Annotated in this window: 19 protein-coding genes; 7 read left to right on the top strand and 12 right to left on the bottom strand. The window is 67.4% G+C overall.

Annotation, left to right across the window (positions count from 1 at the left end):
• Window positions 1-313 (bottom strand): hypothetical protein (locus tag N5D91_RS15720; RefSeq protein ID WP_279922705.1); only part of this gene is annotated, 313 nt, incomplete at its 3' end.
• 10 nt (window positions 314-323) lie between these two features.
• Window positions 324-1658, bottom strand: a complete 1335-nt coding sequence (locus N5D91_RS15715; RefSeq protein WP_043035190.1) for an MFS transporter — start codon at window positions 1656-1658, stop codon at window positions 324-326.
• Between the two features lie 223 nt (window positions 1659-1881).
• Between N5D91_RS15715 and yedA the strand changes: the two genes are divergently transcribed.
• Both yedA and rarD read left to right on the top strand, forming a co-directional pair.
• Complete coding sequence (yedA, locus tag N5D91_RS15710; protein WP_110710779.1) at window positions 1882-2787, top strand: drug/metabolite exporter YedA; 906 nt, start codon at window positions 1882-1884, stop codon at window positions 2785-2787.
• On the top strand, window positions 2784-3683 hold the full coding sequence (gene rarD / locus N5D91_RS15705; protein ID WP_110710780.1) for an EamA family transporter RarD: 900 nt from the start codon (window positions 2784-2786) through the stop codon (window positions 3681-3683). The genes yedA and rarD overlap by 4 nt, the downstream gene beginning before the upstream one ends.
• 155 nt (window positions 3684-3838) lie before the next feature.
• Here rarD and N5D91_RS15700 read toward each other — a convergent pair whose 3' ends face one another.
• Window positions 3839-6664, bottom strand: a complete 2826-nt coding sequence (locus N5D91_RS15700; protein ID WP_180855228.1) for a TonB-dependent receptor — start codon at window positions 6662-6664, stop codon at window positions 3839-3841.
• Window positions 6665-7021: 357 nt separating this feature from the next.
• Between N5D91_RS15700 and N5D91_RS15695 the strand changes: the two genes are divergently transcribed.
• Window positions 7022-7321 (top strand): YrhB domain-containing protein, encoded by a 300-nt coding sequence (locus N5D91_RS15695; protein WP_180855227.1) that lies wholly within the window; start codon window positions 7022-7024, stop codon window positions 7319-7321.
• Window positions 7322-7395: 74 nt separating this feature from the next.
• Here N5D91_RS15695 and N5D91_RS15690 read toward each other — a convergent pair whose 3' ends face one another.
• The 4 genes from N5D91_RS15690 to N5D91_RS15675 all read right to left on the bottom strand — a co-directional run bounded on the left by N5D91_RS15690 (window position 7396) and on the right by N5D91_RS15675 (window position 11949).
• Window positions 7396-8718, bottom strand: a complete 1323-nt coding sequence (locus N5D91_RS15690; RefSeq protein WP_180855225.1) for an ABC transporter permease — start codon at window positions 8716-8718, stop codon at window positions 7396-7398.
• Window positions 8719-8731: 13 nt separating this feature from the next.
• Window positions 8732-9889, bottom strand: coding sequence for an ABC transporter permease (locus N5D91_RS15685; protein ID WP_032128170.1), 1158 nt, complete (start codon window positions 9887-9889; stop codon window positions 8732-8734).
• Between the two features lie 14 nt (window positions 9890-9903).
• Window positions 9904-10593, bottom strand: a complete 690-nt coding sequence (locus tag N5D91_RS15680) for an ABC transporter ATP-binding protein (RefSeq protein ID WP_071229387.1) — start codon at window positions 10591-10593, stop codon at window positions 9904-9906.
• Between the two features lie 102 nt (window positions 10594-10695).
• Window positions 10696-11949: an efflux RND transporter periplasmic adaptor subunit gene (locus N5D91_RS15675; RefSeq protein WP_180855223.1), complete on the bottom strand. Its 1254-nt coding sequence runs from the start codon at window positions 11947-11949 to the stop codon at window positions 10696-10698.
• Window positions 11950-12151: 202 nt separating this feature from the next.
• On the opposite strand from N5D91_RS15675, the gene N5D91_RS15670 reads away from it, so the two are divergent.
• From N5D91_RS15670 to N5D91_RS15655, 4 genes are read left to right on the top strand one after another with little or no spacing between them, the layout of a single operon-like run.
• The gene (locus tag N5D91_RS15670; protein ID WP_180855221.1) at window positions 12152-13048 is read left to right on the top strand and encodes an ABC transporter ATP-binding protein; all 897 of its coding nucleotides are present in this window, start codon (window positions 12152-12154) and stop codon (window positions 13046-13048) included.
• Entirely contained in the window at window positions 13045-13827 is a 783-nt protein-coding gene (locus tag N5D91_RS15665) for an ABC transporter permease (protein ID WP_049399875.1), read from the top strand. The genes N5D91_RS15670 and N5D91_RS15665 overlap by 4 nt, the downstream gene beginning before the upstream one ends.
• 6 nt (window positions 13828-13833) lie before the next feature.
• Window positions 13834-15048, top strand: coding sequence for a sensor histidine kinase (locus tag N5D91_RS15660; RefSeq protein ID WP_180855219.1), 1215 nt, complete (start codon window positions 13834-13836; stop codon window positions 15046-15048).
• Window positions 15045-15647 (top strand): response regulator transcription factor, encoded by a 603-nt coding sequence (locus tag N5D91_RS15655; protein WP_014035676.1) that lies wholly within the window; start codon window positions 15045-15047, stop codon window positions 15645-15647. Before N5D91_RS15660 ends, N5D91_RS15655 begins: the two co-directional genes overlap by 4 nt.
• 555 nt (window positions 15648-16202) lie before the next feature.
• Here the strand turns inward: N5D91_RS15655 and N5D91_RS15650 are convergent.
• The 5 genes from N5D91_RS15650 to N5D91_RS15630 all read right to left on the bottom strand — a co-directional run bounded on the left by N5D91_RS15650 (window position 16203) and on the right by N5D91_RS15630 (window position 21206).
• Window positions 16203-16739: a cytochrome b gene (locus N5D91_RS15650; RefSeq protein ID WP_012509795.1), complete on the bottom strand. Its 537-nt coding sequence runs from the start codon at window positions 16737-16739 to the stop codon at window positions 16203-16205.
• Window positions 16736-17839 carry a catalase family peroxidase gene (locus tag N5D91_RS15645; protein WP_110710788.1) on the bottom strand — a complete coding sequence of 368 codons (1104 nt, stop codon included), beginning with the start codon at window positions 17837-17839 and terminating at the stop codon, window positions 16736-16738. The genes N5D91_RS15650 and N5D91_RS15645 overlap by 4 nt, the downstream gene beginning before the upstream one ends.
• Window positions 17840-17974: 135 nt before the next feature.
• A complete protein-coding gene (locus N5D91_RS15640) occupies window positions 17975-19342 on the bottom strand; it encodes a M17 family metallopeptidase (protein ID WP_180855218.1) in 1368 nt (455 codons plus the stop codon).
• 3 nt (window positions 19343-19345) lie between these two features.
• Window positions 19346-20065 (bottom strand): HAD-IA family hydrolase, encoded by a 720-nt coding sequence (locus N5D91_RS15635; protein ID WP_164162262.1) that lies wholly within the window; start codon window positions 20063-20065, stop codon window positions 19346-19348.
• Between the two features lie 31 nt (window positions 20066-20096).
• Window positions 20097-21206: an AI-2E family transporter gene (locus N5D91_RS15630; RefSeq protein ID WP_110710791.1), complete on the bottom strand. Its 1110-nt coding sequence runs from the start codon at window positions 21204-21206 to the stop codon at window positions 20097-20099.
• Window positions 21207-21244: the final 38 nt, after the last annotated feature.

Here is a 21244-nt window from a genome sequence, read left to right as displayed (position 1 = left end):
CGGCGAGCGCTGCCAGATAGCACGCCACCATCGTGCGCAGTCCAACCGGCGACCCTGCATTGATGCCGCGATGCAGGCGCAGCTGCAGCGAGCTGTGGCCGCTGCCCAGGTCCACCGCCAGCTGCAGCGCCAGCGCGGCGCAGAACACCAGCAGGGCAATCCCGAATCCGATGCGCGGCCACGCGGCCTGCGCGTTGGGGCGGCGCAGCAGCCAGGCCAATGCCGTGGCTGCGGCCAGCGTCGCCGCGATCCACATCAATGGCGTGGCGGGAGACGTAGCGGCCACCGGCAATGCACCGGTGGCCGCGATCATGACGACGCGCTTACTTGCGGGTGCCGTCGAGCCAGTTCGGGCCCTTGTTGGTGAGGAAGAACACATAGACCACCAACGATACCGCGATCGTCGCGGTCACGTAGATGGCGAACCAGTCGACGTGGCCGGTCTTCAGCGCGCCCTGGTACAGCAGCGGGGCGGTGCCACCGAACAGCGAGTTGGCCAGCGCGTAGCCCAGGCCCACGCCCAGTGCACGCACGTGGGTCGGGAACAGCTCGGCCTTCACGACGGCGTTGATGGAGGTGTAGCCGGTGAGGATGACGAACGCCAGCGCCAGGGTCAGGAACGCCAGGGTGGCGTCATGCTGGTGCGGCAGCTGGGTGATCAGGTACCAGCTGTACAGCACGCCACCGACGCCGAAGAACACCAGCAGGGTCTTGCGGCCGATGATGTCCGACAGCCAGCCACCGACCGGCTGCAGCACCATCAGAAACGCCAGCACGCCCAGGTTGATCAGGGTGCCGGTCATCGGATCGTTGCCGGCGAAGGCGCTCTGGATCATCTTCGGGCCGTTCACCGAGTAGGTGTAGAAGGCCACGGTGCCGCCGGCGGTGATCAGGAAGCACAGCAGCAGCGGCCGCCACTGGTGCACGAACAGTTCGTACATCGAGCCGGACTTCTGTGCCTTGCCCTCGCGCGCGGCCTCGATGGACGACTCCGACAGCGACTCGTCCATGCCCCGGCGCAGCCAGAACACCACCACCGCGGCGATGCCGCCGATGCCGAAGGCAATGCGCCAGCCCCACTCGGAGATTTCCGGCTTGCCCCAGAAGGTCAGCATCAGCAGCAGGGTCAGCTGGGCCAGCACATGGCCGCCGACCAGGGTGACGTAGTGGAAGGAGGACAGGAAGCCGCGGCGGCCGGGAATGGCGGCCTCGGACATGTAGGTGGCGCTGGCACCGTACTCGCCACCGGTGGCGAAGCCCTGCAGCAGGCGCGCAAACAGCAGGATGACCGCGGCCCAGATGCCGATGCTGGCGGCGGTGGGGGTGATGGCGATCAGGAACGAACACAGCGCCATCAGCGTGACCGAGACGGTCAGCGCCAGGCGGCGGCCATGGCGGTCGGCGAAGCGGCCGAAGAACCAGGCGCCGATCGGGCGCATCAGGAAGGTCGCCGCGAAGATCGCCCACACGTACATCGTGGAGTTCTTGTCATCGGGCGAGAAGAACTGCGATTCGAAGTACACGGCGAACACCGAGTACACGTAGACGTCGTACCACTCCACCAGGTTGCCGGCGGAGCCTTTGAGGGTGTTGGAGATCGACCGCCGCAGGGCGGCGCGGTCGTTCGCGGGGACAGCAGGTTGGGACGTGGTGCTCATCTGGGTGAGAATCCTCGATGCGGCGCGTCCGTGCGCAGGGAAAACGGCGCCCGGCCTTGGGGCGGCGGGGCCGGGCAGCCCTCTTGGTACTGCATCGACCGTCAACACGGGGTAGCAGACCAGAGCAGGGTGCATGGATGGATGACAGCGTGCCACCGTATGGGGTCCCGGACCATACTCAAAACGTCCTAGAATCCGCCTTCCCCCGGCTCCCTGGTGTGTCATGTCGGCTCCCCCCTCTTCGTCTGCGGCTGCCCCCCGGGGTGGCCTTGTCGCGCTGGCACTGCTGCTGGTCTACGTGGTCTGGGGCTCGACCTACCTGGGCATCGCCAAGGCCCTGCACGGCGGCGCACTGCCGCTGACGATGGTCTCCGGCAGCCGCTTCATCATTGCCGGCGGCCTGATGTTCCTTGCGCTGCGCCTGTTCTGGAAGCTGCCGAACCCGACCCTGCGGCAATGGCGCAACCTGGTCATCATGGGCGTGACCATGCTGGTGCTGGGCAACGGCATGGTGGTCCTGGCCGAACGCGAGGTGTCCTCGGGCCTGGCCGCCACGGCGGTGGCCTCGGTGCCGCTATGGATGGCGCTGTTCTCGGCGCTGCGCGGCCAGCACGCCAGCAAGGGCGAATGGCTGGGCATCGCCATCGGTTTCCTGGGCGTGGTCTGGCTCAACGCCGGCAGCAGCCTGACGGCCTCGCCGACCGGGCTGGTGCTGCTGCTGATCGCGCCGATCGGCTGGGCCTTCGGTTCGGTGTGGGCGCGTGGGCTGGACCTGCCGGGCCCGTTCATGACCGCTGCCGGGCAGATGGTCTGCGGTGGCGTGCTGCTGGTGCTGATCGGCCTGGCGGTAGGCGAGCGCCCGACCACGCTGCCCGATACCGGTGGCCTGCTGGCGATGGCCTACCTGTGCGTGTTCGGCTCCATCGTCGCGTTCACCGCCTACGTGTGGCTGCTGCAGAACGTGCGCCCCGCGCTGGCGGGCAGCTACGCGTACGTCAATCCGGTGATCGCGGTGCTGCTGGGCGCACTGCTCAACGGTGAGCGGTTCGGCTGGCGCGACCTGTTGGCGATGGTGGTGATTCTTCTGGGTGTGGTGGTGCTGACGATGGCAAGGACAAGAAAGAAATGAGCATGGATGAGAAAGAACAACGCCGGGGCCTGCTGGTCACCGCTTCCACCTTCGTGATCTGGGGACTGGTGCCGGTGTACTGGCACTTGCTCAACGAGGTGCCCTCGTTCCAGATCATCGCCCACCGCATCATCTGGAGCACCGTGCTGGTGCTGGGCTGGCTGCTGCTCAGCTCGCGCCTGGGCTGGTGGCAGAAGATCGCCGCACAGCCGCGCGCGCTGCCGATCCTGCTGGTGTCGAGCCTGACCATCGCCTTCAACTGGGGCCTGTACATCTGGGCGGTCAACGCCGGCCATGTCATCGAGACCAGCCTGGGCTACTTCATCAACCCGCTGGTGAACGTGCTGCTGGGCGTGCTGGTGCTGAAGGAACGCCTGCGCCGCCTGCAGTGGGTGGCGGTGGCGATGGCGGCGGTGGGCGTGGCCTGGCTGACCATCGACGCCGGCACACCGCCGTGGATCGCGCTGGGCCTGGCCTGTTCGTTCGGCCTGTATGGCCTGCTGCGCAAGCTGGTTTCAGTCGACCCGGTGGCCGGCCTGGGCGTGGAAAGCATGTACCTGTTCCTGCCGGCGCTGGCCTTCGCGATCTGGGCCGAGAATGGCCACGGCGGCGCGTTCTTCCATGGCTGGGGCTGGCGCAACGACCTGCTGCTGATCTTCGGCGGCGCAGTCACCGCAGTGCCGCTGATCGGCTTCGCCTACGGTGTGAAACGCATTCCGCTGTCGCTGGTCGGCATCCTGCAGTACATCGCGCCGAGCCTGCAGCTGCTGCTGGGTGTGTTCTTCTTCCACGAAGCGTTCGACACCGCCAAGGCGATCGGCTTTGCCGCGATCTGGGCCGGCCTGGTGCTGTTCGTCGGCGACAACATCCGCACGATGCGCGCCGCAAGGCGCTGACCAGGACGGGGTCGCATGGAACGGGGTCAGAGCCCTTCGCGGGGCGAAGGGATCCGACCCCGCTTCCCAAAAAAGAACGGCGCCCCGAGGGGCGCCGCTCTGCTTCCATCCACAGCCAGGAGAGAGATGGCTGTGGCGGGAACGCGGTTGCAGGCTTAGAAGCGCTGCTGATACTTCATGTACATGAAGCGGCCGATGTCGAAGCCACCGTAGTAGGTGAAGCTGCTGTTCGGCTGGCTGTACATGATCGGACCCTGGTGGTTGAACACGTTGTTCACGCCCAGCGACACGGTGCCATCCCACGGCAGGCTGTAGCGCACCTGCAGGTCGTGGAAGGTGTTGGAGCCCACCTTGTTGGTCGGCGATGCACTGGTGTACGACGAACTGAAGCCCGGCAGGTTGCACTCGTCCATGTACGAGCACTTCTCCTTCATGCTGGAGTAGTAGCGCGCGGTCCAGCCGATGCCGAGGTCGCCGTACTGCCAATCCAGGTTGAAGGTCGAGCGGACGCGGAAGTCGCCGCCCCAGCTGGTGCGCTGCTCCACCGGCGTGGTCGCGGCGTTGTCGTTGCGCTGCTTCAGGTAGTCGGTGTAGGTGGTGTTCCAGTTGACGGCGAACTGGCCGAACGTGGTTTCCGGCAGACGGTAACGCACGTTGACGTCATAGCCGGCGGTTTCGCGGAAACCGGCATTGACCAGCGAGCGGTCCAGGCTGTTGACCTGGCCGTTGCTGCCACGGGTGAAGCGGCCACAGGCGGCGTCCGAACCCTGCACATAGCACTGCTCGAGAATGCTGCTGGCGGTCTCGGAGACGATGGCGTTGTTGATGCGGATCTTCCACCAGTCGAGGCTGACATCCAGGCCGGCCACGAAGTCCGGGCTGTACACCAGGCCCACGGTCCAGGTCTTGGCGGTTTCCGGCTTCAGCGCTGCGTTGGAACCCGAGTTGAAGTCGACGGTCGACTGCTGGCCCGGCTTGGTGGCAACGGTGCCATCGCTGTTGAGCTGGCGGAAGTTGGCTGGCACCTTCAGCGCCTGGCAACGGGCAGCAACGGTCGGGCTGGTGGCCGCGGTACCGAACGAGGTATCGCACGGATCGGTGAACGAATCGCGGGTGGTGACGGTACCGCCGTACAGGTCATCCACGGTCGGCGCACGGAAGCCGGTGCCATAGGTTGCGCGGACCAGCAGGCTGTCGATCGGCTTCCACTTCAGGCCGAACTTGCTGTTGGTGGTCGAGCCGAAGTTGTTGTAGTCCGAGTAGCGGCCGGCCACGTCCAGCGACAGCTCGCGGGCGAACGGCAGGTCGGCCAGCAGCGGCACCTGCAGCTCCAGGTAGACCTCGTTGAGCGAGTAGTCGCCACGCGTCGGCTGGCCGCTGGTGCCGGCGATCTCGCCCTTCTGCACCTTCATGTCCGGCGTGTAGCTGGCTTCTTCGCTGCGATGCTCGAAGCCCATCGCACCCATGATGTCGCCGGCCGGCATGGTGAACAGCGAACCGGAGATGTTGGCGCTGGCGACCTTGGTGGTGCTCTTCATCTTGTCGACGAAGCGGGCGAACAGGTAGTCCTGCACGTCCTGGTTGCTCAGCGAGCCCGGGCCGGTGTAACCCATCGGTGCAGCCGGGTTCCACGGCACGCAGCCGGCGATCACCGCACCCGGCGAACCACAGCGGGCCACGCTGCCATCCATGAAGGACGGGCCGACGGCCTGGTTGACGTGCGGCTGGTACATGCTGCCGGTACCGATGCGCTCGCCTTCATTGCGGTTGTACATGTAGCTGACGTTCCAGTCCCAGTACCGCGAACCGGTTTCGAAGCTGCCTTCCAGGCCGACGCTGGCGCGCTTGGTTTCCAGATTGTTCTCGGTGCCGCGCGGCAGCTCCTCGGAGCGGTGTGCGAACAGCACGTCCTGGCCCCACAGGTTGAACGTGCTGTCCTTGGACAGCGCAGCACGGCTACCGTTGCGTGCCTGCGCGGCACTGACCGAGTACGGGTAACCGGCCAGGTGCTTGGTCGATTCGCGCTTGCTGTACAGCGCGTCGGCGACGATGCGCAGGTTGTCGGTGATCGAGAAGCCACCGTTGGCGAACACCGAGGTGCGCTCCAGGCCGGTCAGCAGGCTCATGTTGGTCTTGCTGTTGGCACCATCGGCCGGATCCGGCGCATGGAAGTTGCCGGCCTTGCTCGGGTCTCCGCCCGGGCCCACGGTCAGGTTCTTGCCACCGACGGTGACGTAGCCCCACGGGGTGTTGCCGTTGAGGCCATCGTTCGGGTGGCGCGGGCCGTTGGTGTAACGGCTGAACTCGCGGTCCTTGCCCAGCACCTCGTCTTCCTTGGTGCGTTCGGCACCCACGGTGAACCAGCCGCGGTCGAAGGTCTTGCCGAAGGTTGCGCTGTAGGAGCGCTTCTGGCCGTCACCCTGGCCGTACTGGCCGACATAGACGCTGGCTTCGCCACCGTCGAAGTTCTTGCGGGTGATGATGTTGACCACGCCGGCGATGGCGTCCGAGCCGTACAGCGCGGACGCGCCATCGGTCAGCACTTCCACGCGCTCGACGATGGCCGACGGAATCGAGGCCAGGTCGGAGTAGCCGCCGGCGCTGACGCCCATGCGGCGGCCGTCGATCAGCACCAGGCTGCGTTCCGGGCCGAGGTTGCGCAGGCTGACGTACATGCCGCCGAAGTCGCGCGAGGAGGTCAGCGAAGACGCGCGGCTCATGCTCGGCGAACCTGCAGCGGGGATGTCCTGCAGGATGTCGGCGACGTTGACGTAGCCCTTCTTCTCGATCTCGGCGCGGTTGAGCGCGATCACCGGCTGTGCGGTCTCGACACTGGCCTGGCGGATGCGCGAGCCGGTGATTTCGATGCGGTCGAGGGTGGTGGTGGCGTCGCCGGTGCTCTGTGCGAAGGCGGGGGTGGTGCAGCTGGCGGCCAGCGCGATGACGATCGCGTTGCGCAGCGGAGTGGTTTTCAGGGACATCCGTGAAATCTCGTGTTTCAAGAAAAACATGCGCCCGTTCTATGGGCGCGTGGGGTGCTGCAAACCAACGTGGGGGGCGCGATTCTAGAATGTTTCCATTCGCAACTGTTTGTCTCTGCGCCACGGATGTGCGCGAAAATGAATCGCAACCAACAATCCACAGATGCGCTGTGCGCAGCGTCACGCGCGCTGCGTTTGCGATGGGCAGAGGCATCGATAGCGGCGCGAACCCGGCATGCTTGAGTGGTTGCGACAACACGTCGCAGAGCGCGGCGATGCGCAGGTGCTCTTCCGTTGTGATGCGCCTGCGTGCATGAAATGCTCTTCGCGATTTCGTCGAACGCAGGAGATGAAGGAATGATCCAGCTCGAAGAAGCACGCCGCCGCGTGGAGGCTGCACTTGCCAGCGACGATGAGCCGGTTGCCATCACGCACGAGCATGAAGTGGTTGAAGGCTGGCTGTTCTGTTTCCAGTCGCTGCGCTACCTGCAATCCGGCGAGATCTCGGATGCGCTGGCCGGCAATGGACCGATCTTCGTCGACCGGCATACGGGCGAGCAGCACGCGTTGGGCACGGCGTGCGCGCCGGAGGAGGCGCTTCGCCAGCATCTGGCCCAGCGGCGCCCGCCGTGTGATGTCGCGGCGGTGGATTGCTGAGTTCGGCAACGAAAAAGGGACGGAGCCTTCGCTCCGTCCCCCTGCGTGATGCGCAGTCTGTCGCTGCGTGATGCTCAGGTTTCGCGCAGCGCCGTGGTGATGGGCAAACGTGCCGCGCGCAGTGCCGGGAACAGGCCACCGACCAGGCCGATGCCCAATGCCCATTTCAGTCCGGTCCACAGCAGTTCCGGCGATACGTGGAACTTGAACACCACCGCGCTGAAGTTGCTGCCGATGGTGGACACGCTGTAGCCATTGAACAGCAGCCATGCCACTGCGCAACCGAGCAGGCCGCCGAGGAGGGCCAGCAGCATCGTCTCCAGCATCACCGCCGTCACCACCGGCAGGCCGCGGAAGCCGATCGCGCGCATGGTGGCGATCTCGCGCGCGCGCGTGGCCACTGCTGCATACATGGTGTTGAGCGCACCGAACACCGCACCCACCGCCATGATGGTGCCGATCACCTTGCCGAGGATGTCGATCAGCTTGGTCAGGCCACCGCCCTGCTTGCTGTAGTAGACGCGGGTGGTTTCCACGTCCAGTTTCAGGCGCGGGTCGGCAGCGACGGCGGCCTTGAACTGCTCGAAGCCGGGCTTGCCATCGGTGCGCACGCTGATCGACTGCCACGCACTGCGCTGGTAGGTGGTGGCCAGCGTGTCGGCGTCGGTCCACAGTTCCGAATCATGCGCGTCGCCGGTGGCGAATACGCCCACAACGGTCCAGGTCTGGTTGCCCAGGGTCAACGTCTTGCCCACCTCCATATCGCGGAACTGGCCCTTGGCGCCCTGGCCGACCACGATCTCGCGCAGACCGGTGGCGAACTTGCGGCCTTCGACGATCTTGACCTTGTCATGCACCGCCCACGCCTGCGGGCCGACGCCGCGGAACTGCGCATTGACGTCGGTACCATCGGACTTTGACACCAGGTTGACCACCTGCGACAGCTCCGGTGACAGCAACGGCCGGCCTTCGGCATCGCGGCTGATGCCGGGCAGGGTGGACAGCGTGGGTACCTGCTCGCGGGTGATGACCGAGTTGGTTTCGGCCTGCGAGCCGCCACGCAGCACGATGGCAGTGGTGTCATCGCCGGTGTTGTTGAGGGTGGCCTGGAAGCCTTCGCCCATCGCCAGCATCGCCACCAGCACGCCGACCACGCCAGCGATGCCGACCACGATCACCGAGGACGCACCCCAGCGCTGCGGCAGGCTGGCCACGCCGATGCGGGTGGCGGCCAGTGCCAGTCGCCCACCGCGGGTCAGCAGCAGCCACAGGGCCACCAGCACGGCCACGGCCAGCACGCCGATCCACGGCAGGCTGATCCACAGCACCAGGCCGATCACCAGCAGCAGCACCGTCACGCCGTTGCCCAGCCACTTCTTGAGTTTGCTCTTGAACATGTCTGCGTTCTCCTCAGCGGCCGGCCAGTGCGTCGACGATCTTCAGGCGCTTGGCACGCAGCGCCGGCAACAGGCCGACGATGATGCCGATCACCACGATCAGGCCCAGCCCCATCAGCCAGGTCGGCGTTGGCACGTGCGGCGGCAGCATGCCCATGCTTTTCGGGCCAATCGCCGGCAGGATCAGCGCGGCCAGGCCCATGCCGATCAGGCCGCCCAGGCCGATCAGCAGCACCGACTCCACCATCACCAGGGTGAGCACGGTGCTGTCCTTGAAGCCCAGTGTCTTCAGCGTGGCCAGTTCGGGTACGCGCTCGCGCACGGCCTGCGCCATGGTGTTGCCGGTCAACAGCAGCAGGGTGAAGAACACCGCGCCCATGATCGAGGTGACGATCATGCCGATGTCCGCAAACTGCTTGACGAAGGCCTGCTGGAACGCCGATTCGGTCTGGGTCTTGGTCTCGTGGTCGGAGTTGGCCGAGATCGCATCGATCGCCTGCGCCACCCGCGAGGACTGGTCCGGGTTGTCCAGCGTCACCGTGTACCAGCTCACCTGGTTCTTGATGTAGTCGTTGGATTCATCGAAGTACTTCCAGTTCATCATCAGCTGGCGTTCTTCGTTGGCGGCCAGCGCACGGTCCTTGGAGCGGTAGATGCCCTTCAGTTCCAGCGGCCAGTCGTTGCTGCCGCCACGCGGGAAGATCGTTGCCTGCAGCGGGATGGTGTCGCCGATCTTCCAGCCGAACTGCTTGGCCAGGGTCTCGCCGACGATGGCGCCGGTGCGGGTCTGCTTCCAGTCCTCCAGCTGTGCCGGATCGATCTGCAGCTCGCGGTAGACATCGAAGTAGTTGGGTGACACCGAGAAGTTCGGGAAGAAGTTCTTCGGGTCCTGGTAGATGCCGCCGAACCACATGCCGTAGGCCACGTCACGCACGCCGGCTACCTGCCGCACCTGGGCTTCCAGGCGGATCGGCAGCGACTGGGTGATCGACAGCCGCGAGGCGACCACCAGCCGGTTGGCGCCTTCCACGCTGCCGCCGGAGGTGAATGCCACGCGTACCGAATCGAGCATGCCGAACAGCAGGAACGCGGCCACCACCGAAAGCAGGGTCAGCAATGTACGGGTGCGGCTGCGGAACAGCTGCGCCCACACCAACGAGAAGTATTTCATCGCCGTGGCCTCCGTCAGTGGGCCAGCGGCGCGTCGGCCAGCTCGCCCTTGTCCAGGTGCACCGTGTGCGTGGCGTACTCGGCGGCCTTCGGGTCATGGGTGACCATGATGATGGTCTTGCCATGCTCGCGGTTGAGCTGCTGCAGCAGGCCGAGGATCTCCTCGGCGGACTGGCGGTCGAGGTCGCCGGTGGGCTCGTCGCAGATCAGGAAGGTCGGGTCGGAGACGATCGCCCGCGCGATCGCCACGCGCTGCTGCTGGCCGCCGGACAGCTCATTCGGTCGGTGGTTGCGGCGGTCGGCCAGGCCGACCAGGGTCAGCGCGATCTCGGCATTGCGGCGGCGCTGCGCGGCATTGAGATGGGTCAGCAGCAGCGGCAGCTCCACGTTCTTCTGCGCGGTCAGCATCGGCATCAGGTTGTAGAACTGGAACACGAAGCCGACGTGGTGGCTGCGCCAGGTCGACAGCTGGCCGCCGCTCATCTGGTCGATGCGCTCGCCTTCGATGCTGATCTCGCCGCCGCTGGGGTTGTCCAGGCCGCCGATCAGGTTGAGCAGGGTGGTCTTGCCTGAGCCGGACGGACCCATCAGTGCGACGAAGTCGCCGCTGGCGATGTCCAGGTCGATGCCGTGCAGCACCTGCACCTTTTCGGGGCCACGCTGGTAGGTCTTGGTGATGTTGCGCAGTGAAACCAGGGTCGACATGGGTGGTTCTCCACGGAAGGCGGGAAACGGGGAAGCGCCACGGCGGGGGCCGCAGGCGTGCGTCGAGCGGTGCTGCCGGCGGCGCCCGTGGGCGCCAGGCCGTTACTGCGCTTGTTTCTGTTGCACCTTGGCGCCATCGCGCAGGGTGTCGGGCGGGTTCACCACCACCGACTCACCCGCGCTGACGCCCTTGAGGATCTGGCGGTCCTTGCCCATCGCCTGGCCGGCCTCGACCGTGCGCTGCTGCACGCGGTTCTGGTCGCCCAGCACGAAGGCCACCGAGGCGCCCTCGCGCTGGACCACGGCGCCCGCCGGCACGCGCACGCCCTGCGGTTTGGCCGCCGCCTGCGGCTGCGCCTGCTCCAGGAAGCTGACCCGCACGCCCATCTCCGGCACGATGCGCGGGTCCTTCACCTTCAGTGCCACGCGCACCTTCACCGTGGCCTTGCCGCGGTCGGCGGTGGGGATGATGGCGATCACCTCGCCGGGAATTTTCCACTCCGGATAGGCGTTGAGCGTGGCTTCCACCGGCATCTTCGGCTGCACGCGGCCGATGAAGGCTTCGCCCACCTCGACTTCGATCTCCAGCGAGTCCATGTCGACGATGGTGCCGATGCCGGTGCGGGTGAAGCCGCCGCCGGCCGACAGCGGCGAGACGATTTCGCCGGGCTGCGCGGCCTTGGCGGTGACCACGCCGGAGAACGGCGCACGCACGATGTTGTTGTCGACGCCCAGGTCGGCGATGGCCAGCTGGTCGTTGGCAACCTTGACGTTGCGCTGCGCGGTATCCAGCTGGGCACGCAGGCTGTCGCGCTGGGCCACGGCCTGGTCGTACTGCGAGCGCGACACCAGCTGCTGGCCGACCAGCGCCTTCAGGCGGCTGGCTTCGGCGGCGGCCTGCTTCTGCTGTGCCTCCAGACCGGCCACCTGGCTGCGTGCGGCCTGCAGCTGCGAGGCATACAGGCTGCGCTGCGCGTCGGCATCGATCGGGTCCAGCGTGGCCATGATCTGGCCCTGCTCCACGCGCATGCCTTCCTCGATCATCACCTCGCGCACCTTGCCAGTGATCTTGGCCGAGACCGTGGCCATGCGCCGGGCGACCACATAGCCGCTGGCATCGAGCACCGAACTGCTGGCGCTGCCCTGCTGGATGGCCACGGCAGGTGCGGTTTCCACCTCCACCGCCGGCGCACGGCCGAACAGGAAGGTGACGGCGGCGGCGACCAGCAGCACGACCACGATGATCGCGATCCACAGCCAGCGGCGGCCACCGCCATTGCTACCGCCACCGGAGGCGGGCGGCGGCGATTTGCGGTCGATACGGAGTTCCTTCAACAGCTCGGCAGAAGCGTTCATTCGTTCCATCACAGGCGTTCGGGCGGGTGTGGCCGGAAGAGCGGACGGCGGCGGTTCCGGCGGTGGAGCGTGCGGCACAGCATGAAGGCAGGCACAGCGATGACGGCAGTGACAGCTGTCACCCGATGACACTGACGGCGGCAACTGCGAAACGTGACCACGGCGGCACAGGATGGCAACGTCCCCGCTACCGGTACCGCCCATGGATCCGATCGCCCCGTCGCTGGCCCGCCTGCAGCAGGTGCAGGTGCGCTACCGCGACCATACCGCCCTGCAGGGCATCGACCTGCAGGTTCGCGCTGGCCAGGTGCTCGCATTGCTGGGCCGCAACGGTGCCGGCAAGAGTACCGCGATCAGCGTGCTGTTGGGCCTGCGCCGCGCCGACGCCGGCCAGGTCGAGCTGCTTGGCGGTGACCCGCAGCAGCGCGCCAGCCGTATCGGCCTGGGCGTGATGCTGCAGAGCACCAGCCTGCCGCCGATGCTGCAGGTGGACGAACTGGTGGCGCAGGCCAGCGCCTGCTATCCCGACCCGATGCCGTTGCAGGAGGTGCTGCAGCGCGCCGGCCTGCAGGCGCTTGCAGGCCGCCGCTATGGCCAGCTCTCCGGCGGCCAGCAGCGCGCCGTGCAGTTCGCCATCGCGCTGTGTGGGCGGCCACGCGTACTGTTCCTGGATGAGCCCACCACCGGCCTGGATATCCAGGCGCGGCAGGCGATGTGGCAGGCAATCCGGCAGTTGGTGGCCGAAGGCTGCGGCGTGCTGCTGACCACCCATTATCTGGAGGAGGCCGAAGCGCTGGCGCAGCAGGTGGTGGTGCTGGAGCAGGGCCGGGTGCTGGCCGATGCGCCCTTGAGCGAGCTGCGCCTGGCCGACCGGCCACGCCGCATCCGCTGCCGTAGTGGATTGCCCATTGAGGACGTACAGCAGTGGCCGGGCGTGCAGGAGGTGCGGCGCGACGGCGAGCACCTGCAGCTGCTGGCGAGCCCGGCCGAGCCGGTAGTGGCGCGCCTGCTGGCCGCCGATGCGCAGCTGCGCGAACTGGAAGTACAGGGCGCGGCGCTGGCCGACGCCTTCCTCGACATGACCCGGGAGGCCGCATGAACACGATGACCCGTACCGGCACCACACCCGCGCCGCCATCTGCATGGCGCCAGGCACTGCGCCCGTACCGCGCCGAGCTGATGGCTGAACTGCGCCGCGCCTGGCGCACGCCGGCGTTCGCGGTGCCCTCGCTGCTGTTCCCGGTGCTGTTCTACCTGCTGTTCGGCGTGCTGCTCGGACGTGGTCACGCGCCGCTGTACCTGCTGGCCACCTACTGCGTGTTCGGTGCGATGGCCCCGGCCCTGTTCGGCTTCGGCGTGCAGCTGGCGCTGGACCGAGAAGGCGGCCTGCTGACCCTCAAGCGCGCGCTGCCGATGCCGGCGGCGGCACCGCTGCTGGCGCGGCTGGCGATGGCGGTGATGTTCGCGCTGCTGGTGGCGTTGCTGCTGATCGGCGTGGCGCATGTGCTCGGTGGTGTGCAGCTGCACGCCCTGCAGGTGCTGCAGCTGCTGGCGGTGGCGGGCCTGGCGGCGCTGCCGCTGGGGGCGATCGGCCTGCTGATCGGCAGCCATGTCAGTGCCAGCGCGGCACCGGCGATGGTCAACCTGGTCTACCTGCCGCTGGCCCTGCTGTCGGGCCTGTGGCTGCCGCTGTCGGCGCTGCCCACGCTGTTCTCGACGATGGCCCCACTGTGGCCGACCTGGCATCTGGCGCAGCTGGCGCTGCCGGTGGTCGGGCTGCCGTCGGTGGGCAGCGTGGCCGGCCACCTGCTGGTGCTGCTGGCGGTCACGGTGGTCGCGCTGCTGCTGGCGCGCCGTCGCCTGCGCCGGATCGGCTGAACTGGCATGATCGGCAGCGATCGTCCCCGCCTGGATTCTCCCGTGTCGTCGAGCTGGCTTGCGTCCCTGCTGCGCCCCGCACCGGATTCGGCGGTGGCCGAGCTGCTGCGACGTGGCAAATCGCCCTGGAGCGGTGCGATCCACCTGCTGTGGTCGGTATGGATCTTCCTCACCCCGGTGCTGGGGAACGGCTTCACCCTGCGCTGGCTGTTGCTGACCCTGGTCAGCTATCCGCTGTTCCTGCTGCTCTACGCCAAGGTGATGCTGGCGCCACGGCACCATGCATGGCGCTACGCGCTGGGCATGATCGTGATGGCCCTGGTACTGCTGCCGTGGTATCCCTCGGGACTGAGCTATTTCGTGTTCGGCTGCGTGATGATCCGCATGAGCAGCCGCGGCGGCTGGTGGCAGTACCTGCTGCAGCTCACCGGGCTGAACCTTCTGTTCTGCAGCACCGCGCTGTACTTCGGATATCCGTGGCAGGCCATGGTGTGGATGCCGGCGGTCTCGTTCATCGTCGGGCTGGTGGTGAACGTGGAGGCCCTGAGCCATCAACGGGACGTCGCCCTGCAGCTGTCCCAGGACGAGGTGCGGCGGCTGGCGACCACCGCCGAGCGCGAGCGTATCGGCCGCGACCTGCACGACCTGCTGGGCCATACCCTGTCGCTGATCACGCTGAAGCTGGAACTGGCGCGCAAGCTGCACGACCGCGGTGATGCACGCGCGCGGCAGGAGATCGGCGAGGCCGAGGACATTGCCCGCGAAGCGCTGGCACAGGTGCGCAGTGCGGTGACCGGCATCCGCGCCAGCGATCTTGCTGGCGAGCTGGCATCGGCGCGCCTGCTGCTGGAATGCCAGCAGGTACATCTGCAGTACACGACGCCACCTGCGATGCCGGTGGACGTGGAACGTGGCCTGGCGCTGGTGCTGCGCGAGGCGGCAACCAACATCGTGCGCCATGCGCAGGCGACCCGGGTACAGGTGGATTTCATGCTTGAGGAACGACAGTTGGCGATGCAGATACGCGATGACGGCCGTGGCGGCGTGCAGGCCGAGGGCAATGGACTTTGCGGCATGCGTGAGCGGGCCGCAGCACTGGGTGGCCAGTTGACGCTGCAGTCGCCGCGCGGGGCGGGCACCGTGCTGACGGTGCGCGTGCCGTTGATGGCCGCGACTACGCCGCTGTCGCCTACGTCGTTGGCGCAGGACGGTGCCGCATGATCCGCATCCTGCTGGCCGAAGACCAGGCGATGGTGCGCGGTGCGTTGTCGGCGCTGCTCGGCCTGGAGCCGGACATCGAAGTGCTGGGCAGCGCCGCCGATGGCGAAACCGCGTGGCGGATGCTGCAGCAGCTGCAGCCGGACATCCTGGTCACCGACATCGAGATGCCGGGCCTGAGCGGACTGGAACTGGCGCAGCGCATCGCCCGCCAGGAACTGCCGATCAAGGTGGTGATCGTGACCACCTTCGCCCGTGCCGGCTTCCTGCGTCGCGCGCTGGAGGCGGGGGTGCTGGGCTACCTGCTGAAGGACGCACCGGCCGAGAACCTGGCCGATGCCCTGCGCAAGGTGAAGCAGGGCATCCGCGCGATCGACCCGCAGCTGGCACTGGATGCGTGGTCGCAGGCCGACCCGCTGACCGACCGTGAGCGCCGCGTGCTGCGGCTGGCGGGCGAGGGCCGCACCGCCAGTGAGATCGCCGAGCAGCTGGGGTTGTCGCACGGTACGGTGCGCAACTACCTGTCCGAGTGCATCGGCAAGCTGGGCGTGGCCAATCGGATCGAGGCGTACCGGCTGGCGCGGCAGAAGGGGTGGTTGTAGCAGCGCCCTGCCTTTCCCGGTGATGTCATTTCCGCGACCGCGGGGGGTGTCACTTTCTTTGCGCGCAAAGAAAGTAACCAAAGAAACGCTCCGCCGGCCGCGAGCCGGCGTGCTGCGCACGCCGGTGCCCTGCGCTCCTCGGTCCGTCGAGGGACGGCGCGGGAACTCGCTGCGCTCAGACACCCGCACCTCTTCGCCCTCGCCGGACCTGCGGTGCTCGGCTCGCTCAAGGCGGACTTGAAGGGCAAGATCAACAGCTAGAGCATCCACGCATGGCGTGGATCTACTGGGTGCAGCTGTGGCATTTGACCTTGGGTCCGCCTTGAGCGAGCCGAGCATCGCAGGGGAATCAGGGGCGAAGAGGCGCCGGTGTTTGAGCGCAGCGAGTTCGGCGCCGTCCCCTGATTCACCGAGAAGCACAGGGCACCGGTGCGCAGCACCGGCTCGCGCTCTGGCGGCGCGTTTCTTTTGGTTACTTTTCTTTTCGCGCGAAAAGAAAAGTGACACCCCCCGCGGTCGCGGAAACAATCCGCCGGGAACGCCCGGCGAACCCGATCAATCCTTCCCGCGCGCCATCGCCTGGAACACGCCATCCCGCCGCACCCACAGGTGGAACAGCGCCGCACCCACATGCATCAGCACCGTGGCGAACAACACATATGCCAGCAGGCTGTGCGCATTGCGCAACGCGGCATACAGCGCCGGGGTGTGCGGCACGATCGGCGGCAGGTGCAGGCCGCCCCACAGCACGATCGGGTAACCGCCGGCCGACAGCATCGCCCAGCCGATCAGCGGCATCGCCAGCATCAGCGCGTACAGCATCCAGTGCGAGGCCTTGGCCGCCATCACCTGCCACACCGGAAGATCCGCCGGCAGCGGTGGCGGGCGATGGCGCAGCCGGTTGTACAGGCGCAGCAGCACCAGTACGCCGATCGCGATGCCCAACGGGCGATGCAGATCGATCAGCATCGGCCGCAGGTGCAGCGAGGCGACCATGGTCACGCCGATGAACAGCATGGCGATGATCATCAGTGCCATGGACCAGTGCAGCACCCGCGCCAGCAGGTTGAAGTGGCCGTTGCCGGTGCTCATCGTGCGGCCTCCTTCGGTTGCTCGACGTTGCCGGTGGCGCGCTCGCGTTCGCGGCGGTTGAAGGATTGCGAATACACCGCCGAGCGGGCCGCCAGGATCGGATCGTCACTGCCACGCACGCCACTGGGCAGGATCAGCGGATCGAAGTTGATCTGGCCGCACGCGCCTTGTTCCTGCGACTGCATGCGGTCCAGGCTGAGTACGCCGGCCACCACCTGATCACGCGATTCGGGCCACGGTACCGACGGATCATCGATGGCATCGCCAGGCTCGGCGGTGGTCACGACCAGGTTCCAGCGCACCGGGCCGCTGGCCAGGCGCTGCTGCAGTTCCTGGCTGAGGAAATCGACGCTGGCCTGCTTGCGGGTTTCCGCATCCATCTCGACCACCGGCGCCTGCGGTTGCCAGCGCCAGCGCACCGCGCGCTTCTGGCCCTGCGCGTTGGTGAACCAGAAGCTGTTGACGCTGTTGAAAGTGGTGTCGGCCCAGCTGCTGGTCCACGGCGCCGTCTTGGCCCACTGCTGGAAAGCCTGCGCACTGGGGTACCTGGCCAGTACGGCGGCCATCTTCTGCGGGTCGGGCTTGCCGGTGGCCGGGTCGGGGATGGCGGCGCGCGTCTGCTCGTAGAACGCCTCGGCGTTGGGCACGGCGAAGAACGGGAAGCTGTTCATCGCCATGCGCCATTCCTGGCCATCATCGCTGACCATCTGCACCGCGAGGCTGCGTACGCGTGCGGTGTTGTCGGCGCCGTAGGGATCGCCGCCGCCGATCGACAGGCGGCCCATCACCGGTACGCGTGACTGCGAGAACACGCGGGCGCTGGACAGGGTAGGGGCCTGCGCACTGGGTTCGAACCAACCGCTTACGCAGATGCCCTTGCTGTGCGCACGACGGAACCCGGGATGGGCGGGGCCGGTAGCTTCGATGGTGTCGGTGAAGCGCTGCGCGGTCAGGCGGTCGCCAATCCAGCCGGCCAGCCAGGCGAAGGCCAGCGCCACCGCACCCAGAATGAGTGCGATCAGTGCGATCCAGGGCAGCGGCGAATGCCTGCGCGGTGCGCCCGGCGTCTGGCCAGCGCGGGTGTAGCGGAAGAGCGACATGGTCGGAGTCCTGCCTTCACGGAGCGTGTGGGTGGTCGACCCACACATCCTCGCAGAACCCTTCCAGGCCCGGTATTCAATTTTTCGTCAAGTTTGCCGGGGACGGCGTGCCGACCAAGGTCGGCACCCACCCGATCAGCTGTAGCGCTGCTTCAGCATCGCCCACGCCGAACGCAGCGCCAGCGCTTCGCCACCGGCCGGACGGCCCGGGCGTTCGCCGTCGTTCCAGGCGTACACGTCCAGGTGCGCCCAGCGCTGGCCGTCTTTCAGGAAACGCTCCAGGTACAGCGCGGCGGTCACCGAGCCGGCCATGCGCGAACCGGCGTTGGCCAGGTCGGCGATGCCGCTGCTCAGGTAACGCAGGTAGGGGCGCCACAGCGGCATGCGCCAGACCGGGTCGCGTGTCGCGTCGCCGGCCTGCAGCCACTGCTGGGCCACGCTGTCGTCGTTGCTGAAGAGCGCCGGCAGGTCCGGGCCCAGCGCAATGCGCGCGGCGCCGGTGAGGGTGGCGAAGTCCAGCACCAGGTCCGGTTTCTGCTCGCTGGCGAAGGTCAGCGCATCGCACAGGATCACGCGGCCTTCGGCGTCAGTGTTGTCGATCTCCACGCTCAGGCCCTTGCGGGTGGCGATCACTTCGCCCGGGCGGAAGGCATCCGGTCCGATCGCGTTTTCCACTGCCGGCACCAGCAGGGTCAGCCGCACCGGCAGGCCGCGCGCCATCACCAGGCCGGCCAGGGCCAGCGCGTGTGCCGCACCGCCCATGTCCTTCTTCATGTTGCGCATGCCGTCGGCGGGCTTGATGTCCAGGCCGCCGGTATCGAAGCACACGCCCTTGCCGACCAGCACCAGCGCCGGATCGGTGTCCTTGCCCCAGCGCAGCACGACCAGGCGCGGTGCGCGGTGCGAGGCGCGGCCCACGGCGTGGATGGCCGGGAAGTTCTGCTTCAGCAGTTCATCGCCGGTGATCGCATCGACCTGCGCACCATGTGCATCGGCCAGCGCGCGCGCGGCATCTTCCAGCTGCTGCGGGCCCATGTCTTCGGTCGGGGTGTTGACCCAGTCACGCACGCGCAGGCTGGCGGCGATCAGGTCGGCCACTTCACCGGACGGTGCAGCCACCAGCTGAGCCGGGGCGCGGTTGCGCTTGCGGTAGCGGTCGAAGCGGTAGCTGCCCAGGCCCCAGCCCAGCTGCAGCAGCGCTTGTTCGGCGGCCGGCAGTTCGCTGGCCAGCTGCCACACGCTGCCCTCCGGCAGCGCGTGCGGGGCATGCGCATAGCTGTAGGCATCACCACGATCACCCACACCCATCACCGCACCGGCCAGGCCATCGGTGCCGGGCAGCAGGGCCACGCTGTGCGCGCCGGCGGTGAAACCCTGCGACGCCAGCCATGCCTGGGTGGCGGCCGGCTGGCCTGCCTTCCAGGACGCGAACTGCTCGCGGTCCAGCACGTACAGCGGCAGTGCTGCGGCGGTGTCGGCGGTGAAGCCTGTGATCTCGCTCATGCGTCAGATACTCCGGGGTGCGGCGGCATCGAGGTTGGCATCCAACCAGTCGGCCAAACCGGTGAGGGTGTCGAACTGCAGGTCCGGCTGCAGCTGCGGATGGGTCCAGGTGGCTGCTTCGCGGTTGATCCAGCACCCGCGCAGGCCGGCGGCGATCGCCCCGGCCACGTCCATTTCGGCATGGTCGCCGACGTGCAGTACCTGTGCCGGCGCCACACCCAGGCGGGTGCAGGCGGCATGGAAGATGCTCGCCTCCGGCTTGGCTGCGCCGTGTTCGCGCGCGCCCAGCTGGAAGGCGAAATGATGGGCCAGGCCGATTCGCTCCAGATCGGCATTGCCGTTGCTCAGCGCCGCCACCGGCACCCGCGCGGCAATCCGCGCCAGTGCGTCGATCGCATCGGGGTAGCACTCGACCTGGTTGCGCGCGGCGTAGAACACTTCATACGCCGGTTCCAGCAGCTCCAGGCTGGCACCGCTGGTGTGCAGCGCTTCGTGCAGGGTCAGCCGGCGCAGTGCGCTCAGGTCGTGATGGAGGTGCGGATGGGCGTGGTACAGGCGCTCGCGCAGTTCGCGCATCGCCGCCACCGGATACATTTCGGCGGTGGCGGGGCTGTGTTCACGCATCCACTCGTGCAGGACCAGGTCGATGCGGGCGCCGATCGGAGCGAACGGCCACAGCGTGTCGTCAAGGTCGAGGGTGATGGCTTGGACTGGGAAATTCACCCCGCCATTCTACCCCTGCCCGCACGGGCTTTCATTCCAGCAGCCGCGCCCAGCCCTGCATGCCGTCCAGCCGTGCCAGCACCAGCTTGATGCAGACCAGCAGCGGCACCGCCAGCAGCAGGCCGATCATGCCCCAGGCCCAGCCGAACACCATCAGCGCCAGGATCAGCACCAGCGGTGACAGCTTCATGCGCCGGCCCAGCACGATCGGGGTCACCATCTGCCCTTCCAGGGTGTGCAGGCCCAGATAGGCGGCGGCCGGCAGCAGGGCCTGCAGGGGGTCGCGGAACTCGACGAAGCCCATCAGCAGCATCAGCGCCACGCCGATCAGCGGACCGACATACGGGGCGAAATTCAGCAATGCAGCCACCGTGCCCCACAGCAGGGCTTCCTGCAGACCGATGCCGAACAGCATCAACACACCGGCGAACACCAGCCCGACCAGGGTGTTGATCACGCTGATGGTCAGCACGTAGCGAGAGACCTCGCGCTCGATCGACCGCAGGATGTCGCTGGTGAAGCGCTGCTGCTGGCGGTTCGGGAACAGGGCGATCGCTGCGCGTTGCAGGCTCTGCCCGTAGATCATGAAGAACAGGGTCAGCAGCACCACCGCCAGTACCGAAGCCGCCAGCCGCGGCGCGCGGGTCAGCATGCGGTACGGGTCGTCCAGCTGGGTGCGGATCACCTGCACCTTGTGGTTGCTGTCACCACCGGCCACGCGCGCGAAGTTCTCCGCCGCCTGGTTGGCCTGCTGCACCGGCTTGGTCAGGTCCTGCACCTGACGGGCGACCTTGCGCAGCTGCTGTGGGGCTTCCTGCGCCCATTCCATCGCCGGGCCGATCAGCTGCACGGCCAATGAACCGGTCACGCCCAGGCCCGCACCGAGGATCAACAGTGCGCCCAGCGCGCGCGGAATCCACAGCTTCTGCAGCAGGCGCAGGATCGGGTTGCCGACCAGCGCGAAGAACATCGCCAGCAGCACCGGCAGGATGATGTCCTGTGCGGCCCACAGCGTGTAGCCCACCGCCAGGGTCGCAAGCACCACCAGCGACATCGGCCCGCGCGGGCGCGACGGCGGTGGCAGCGCTGCCTCTGGCTCGTCGGGGCCGGCCGGTGGCGGGGACAGGAGGGACTCGCTCATCGACGCATCAACCGGAAAGGGGAGCGCATTATCCGCCG

The organism is Stenotrophomonas sp. GD03794, assembly GCF_029842145.1.
GTDB classification, from domain to species: Bacteria; Pseudomonadota; Gammaproteobacteria; order Xanthomonadales; family Xanthomonadaceae; genus Stenotrophomonas; species Stenotrophomonas riyadhensis.
The sequence above is the reverse complement of the archived record's forward strand: the minus strand, read 5'-3'. Positions and strand labels throughout refer to the sequence as shown.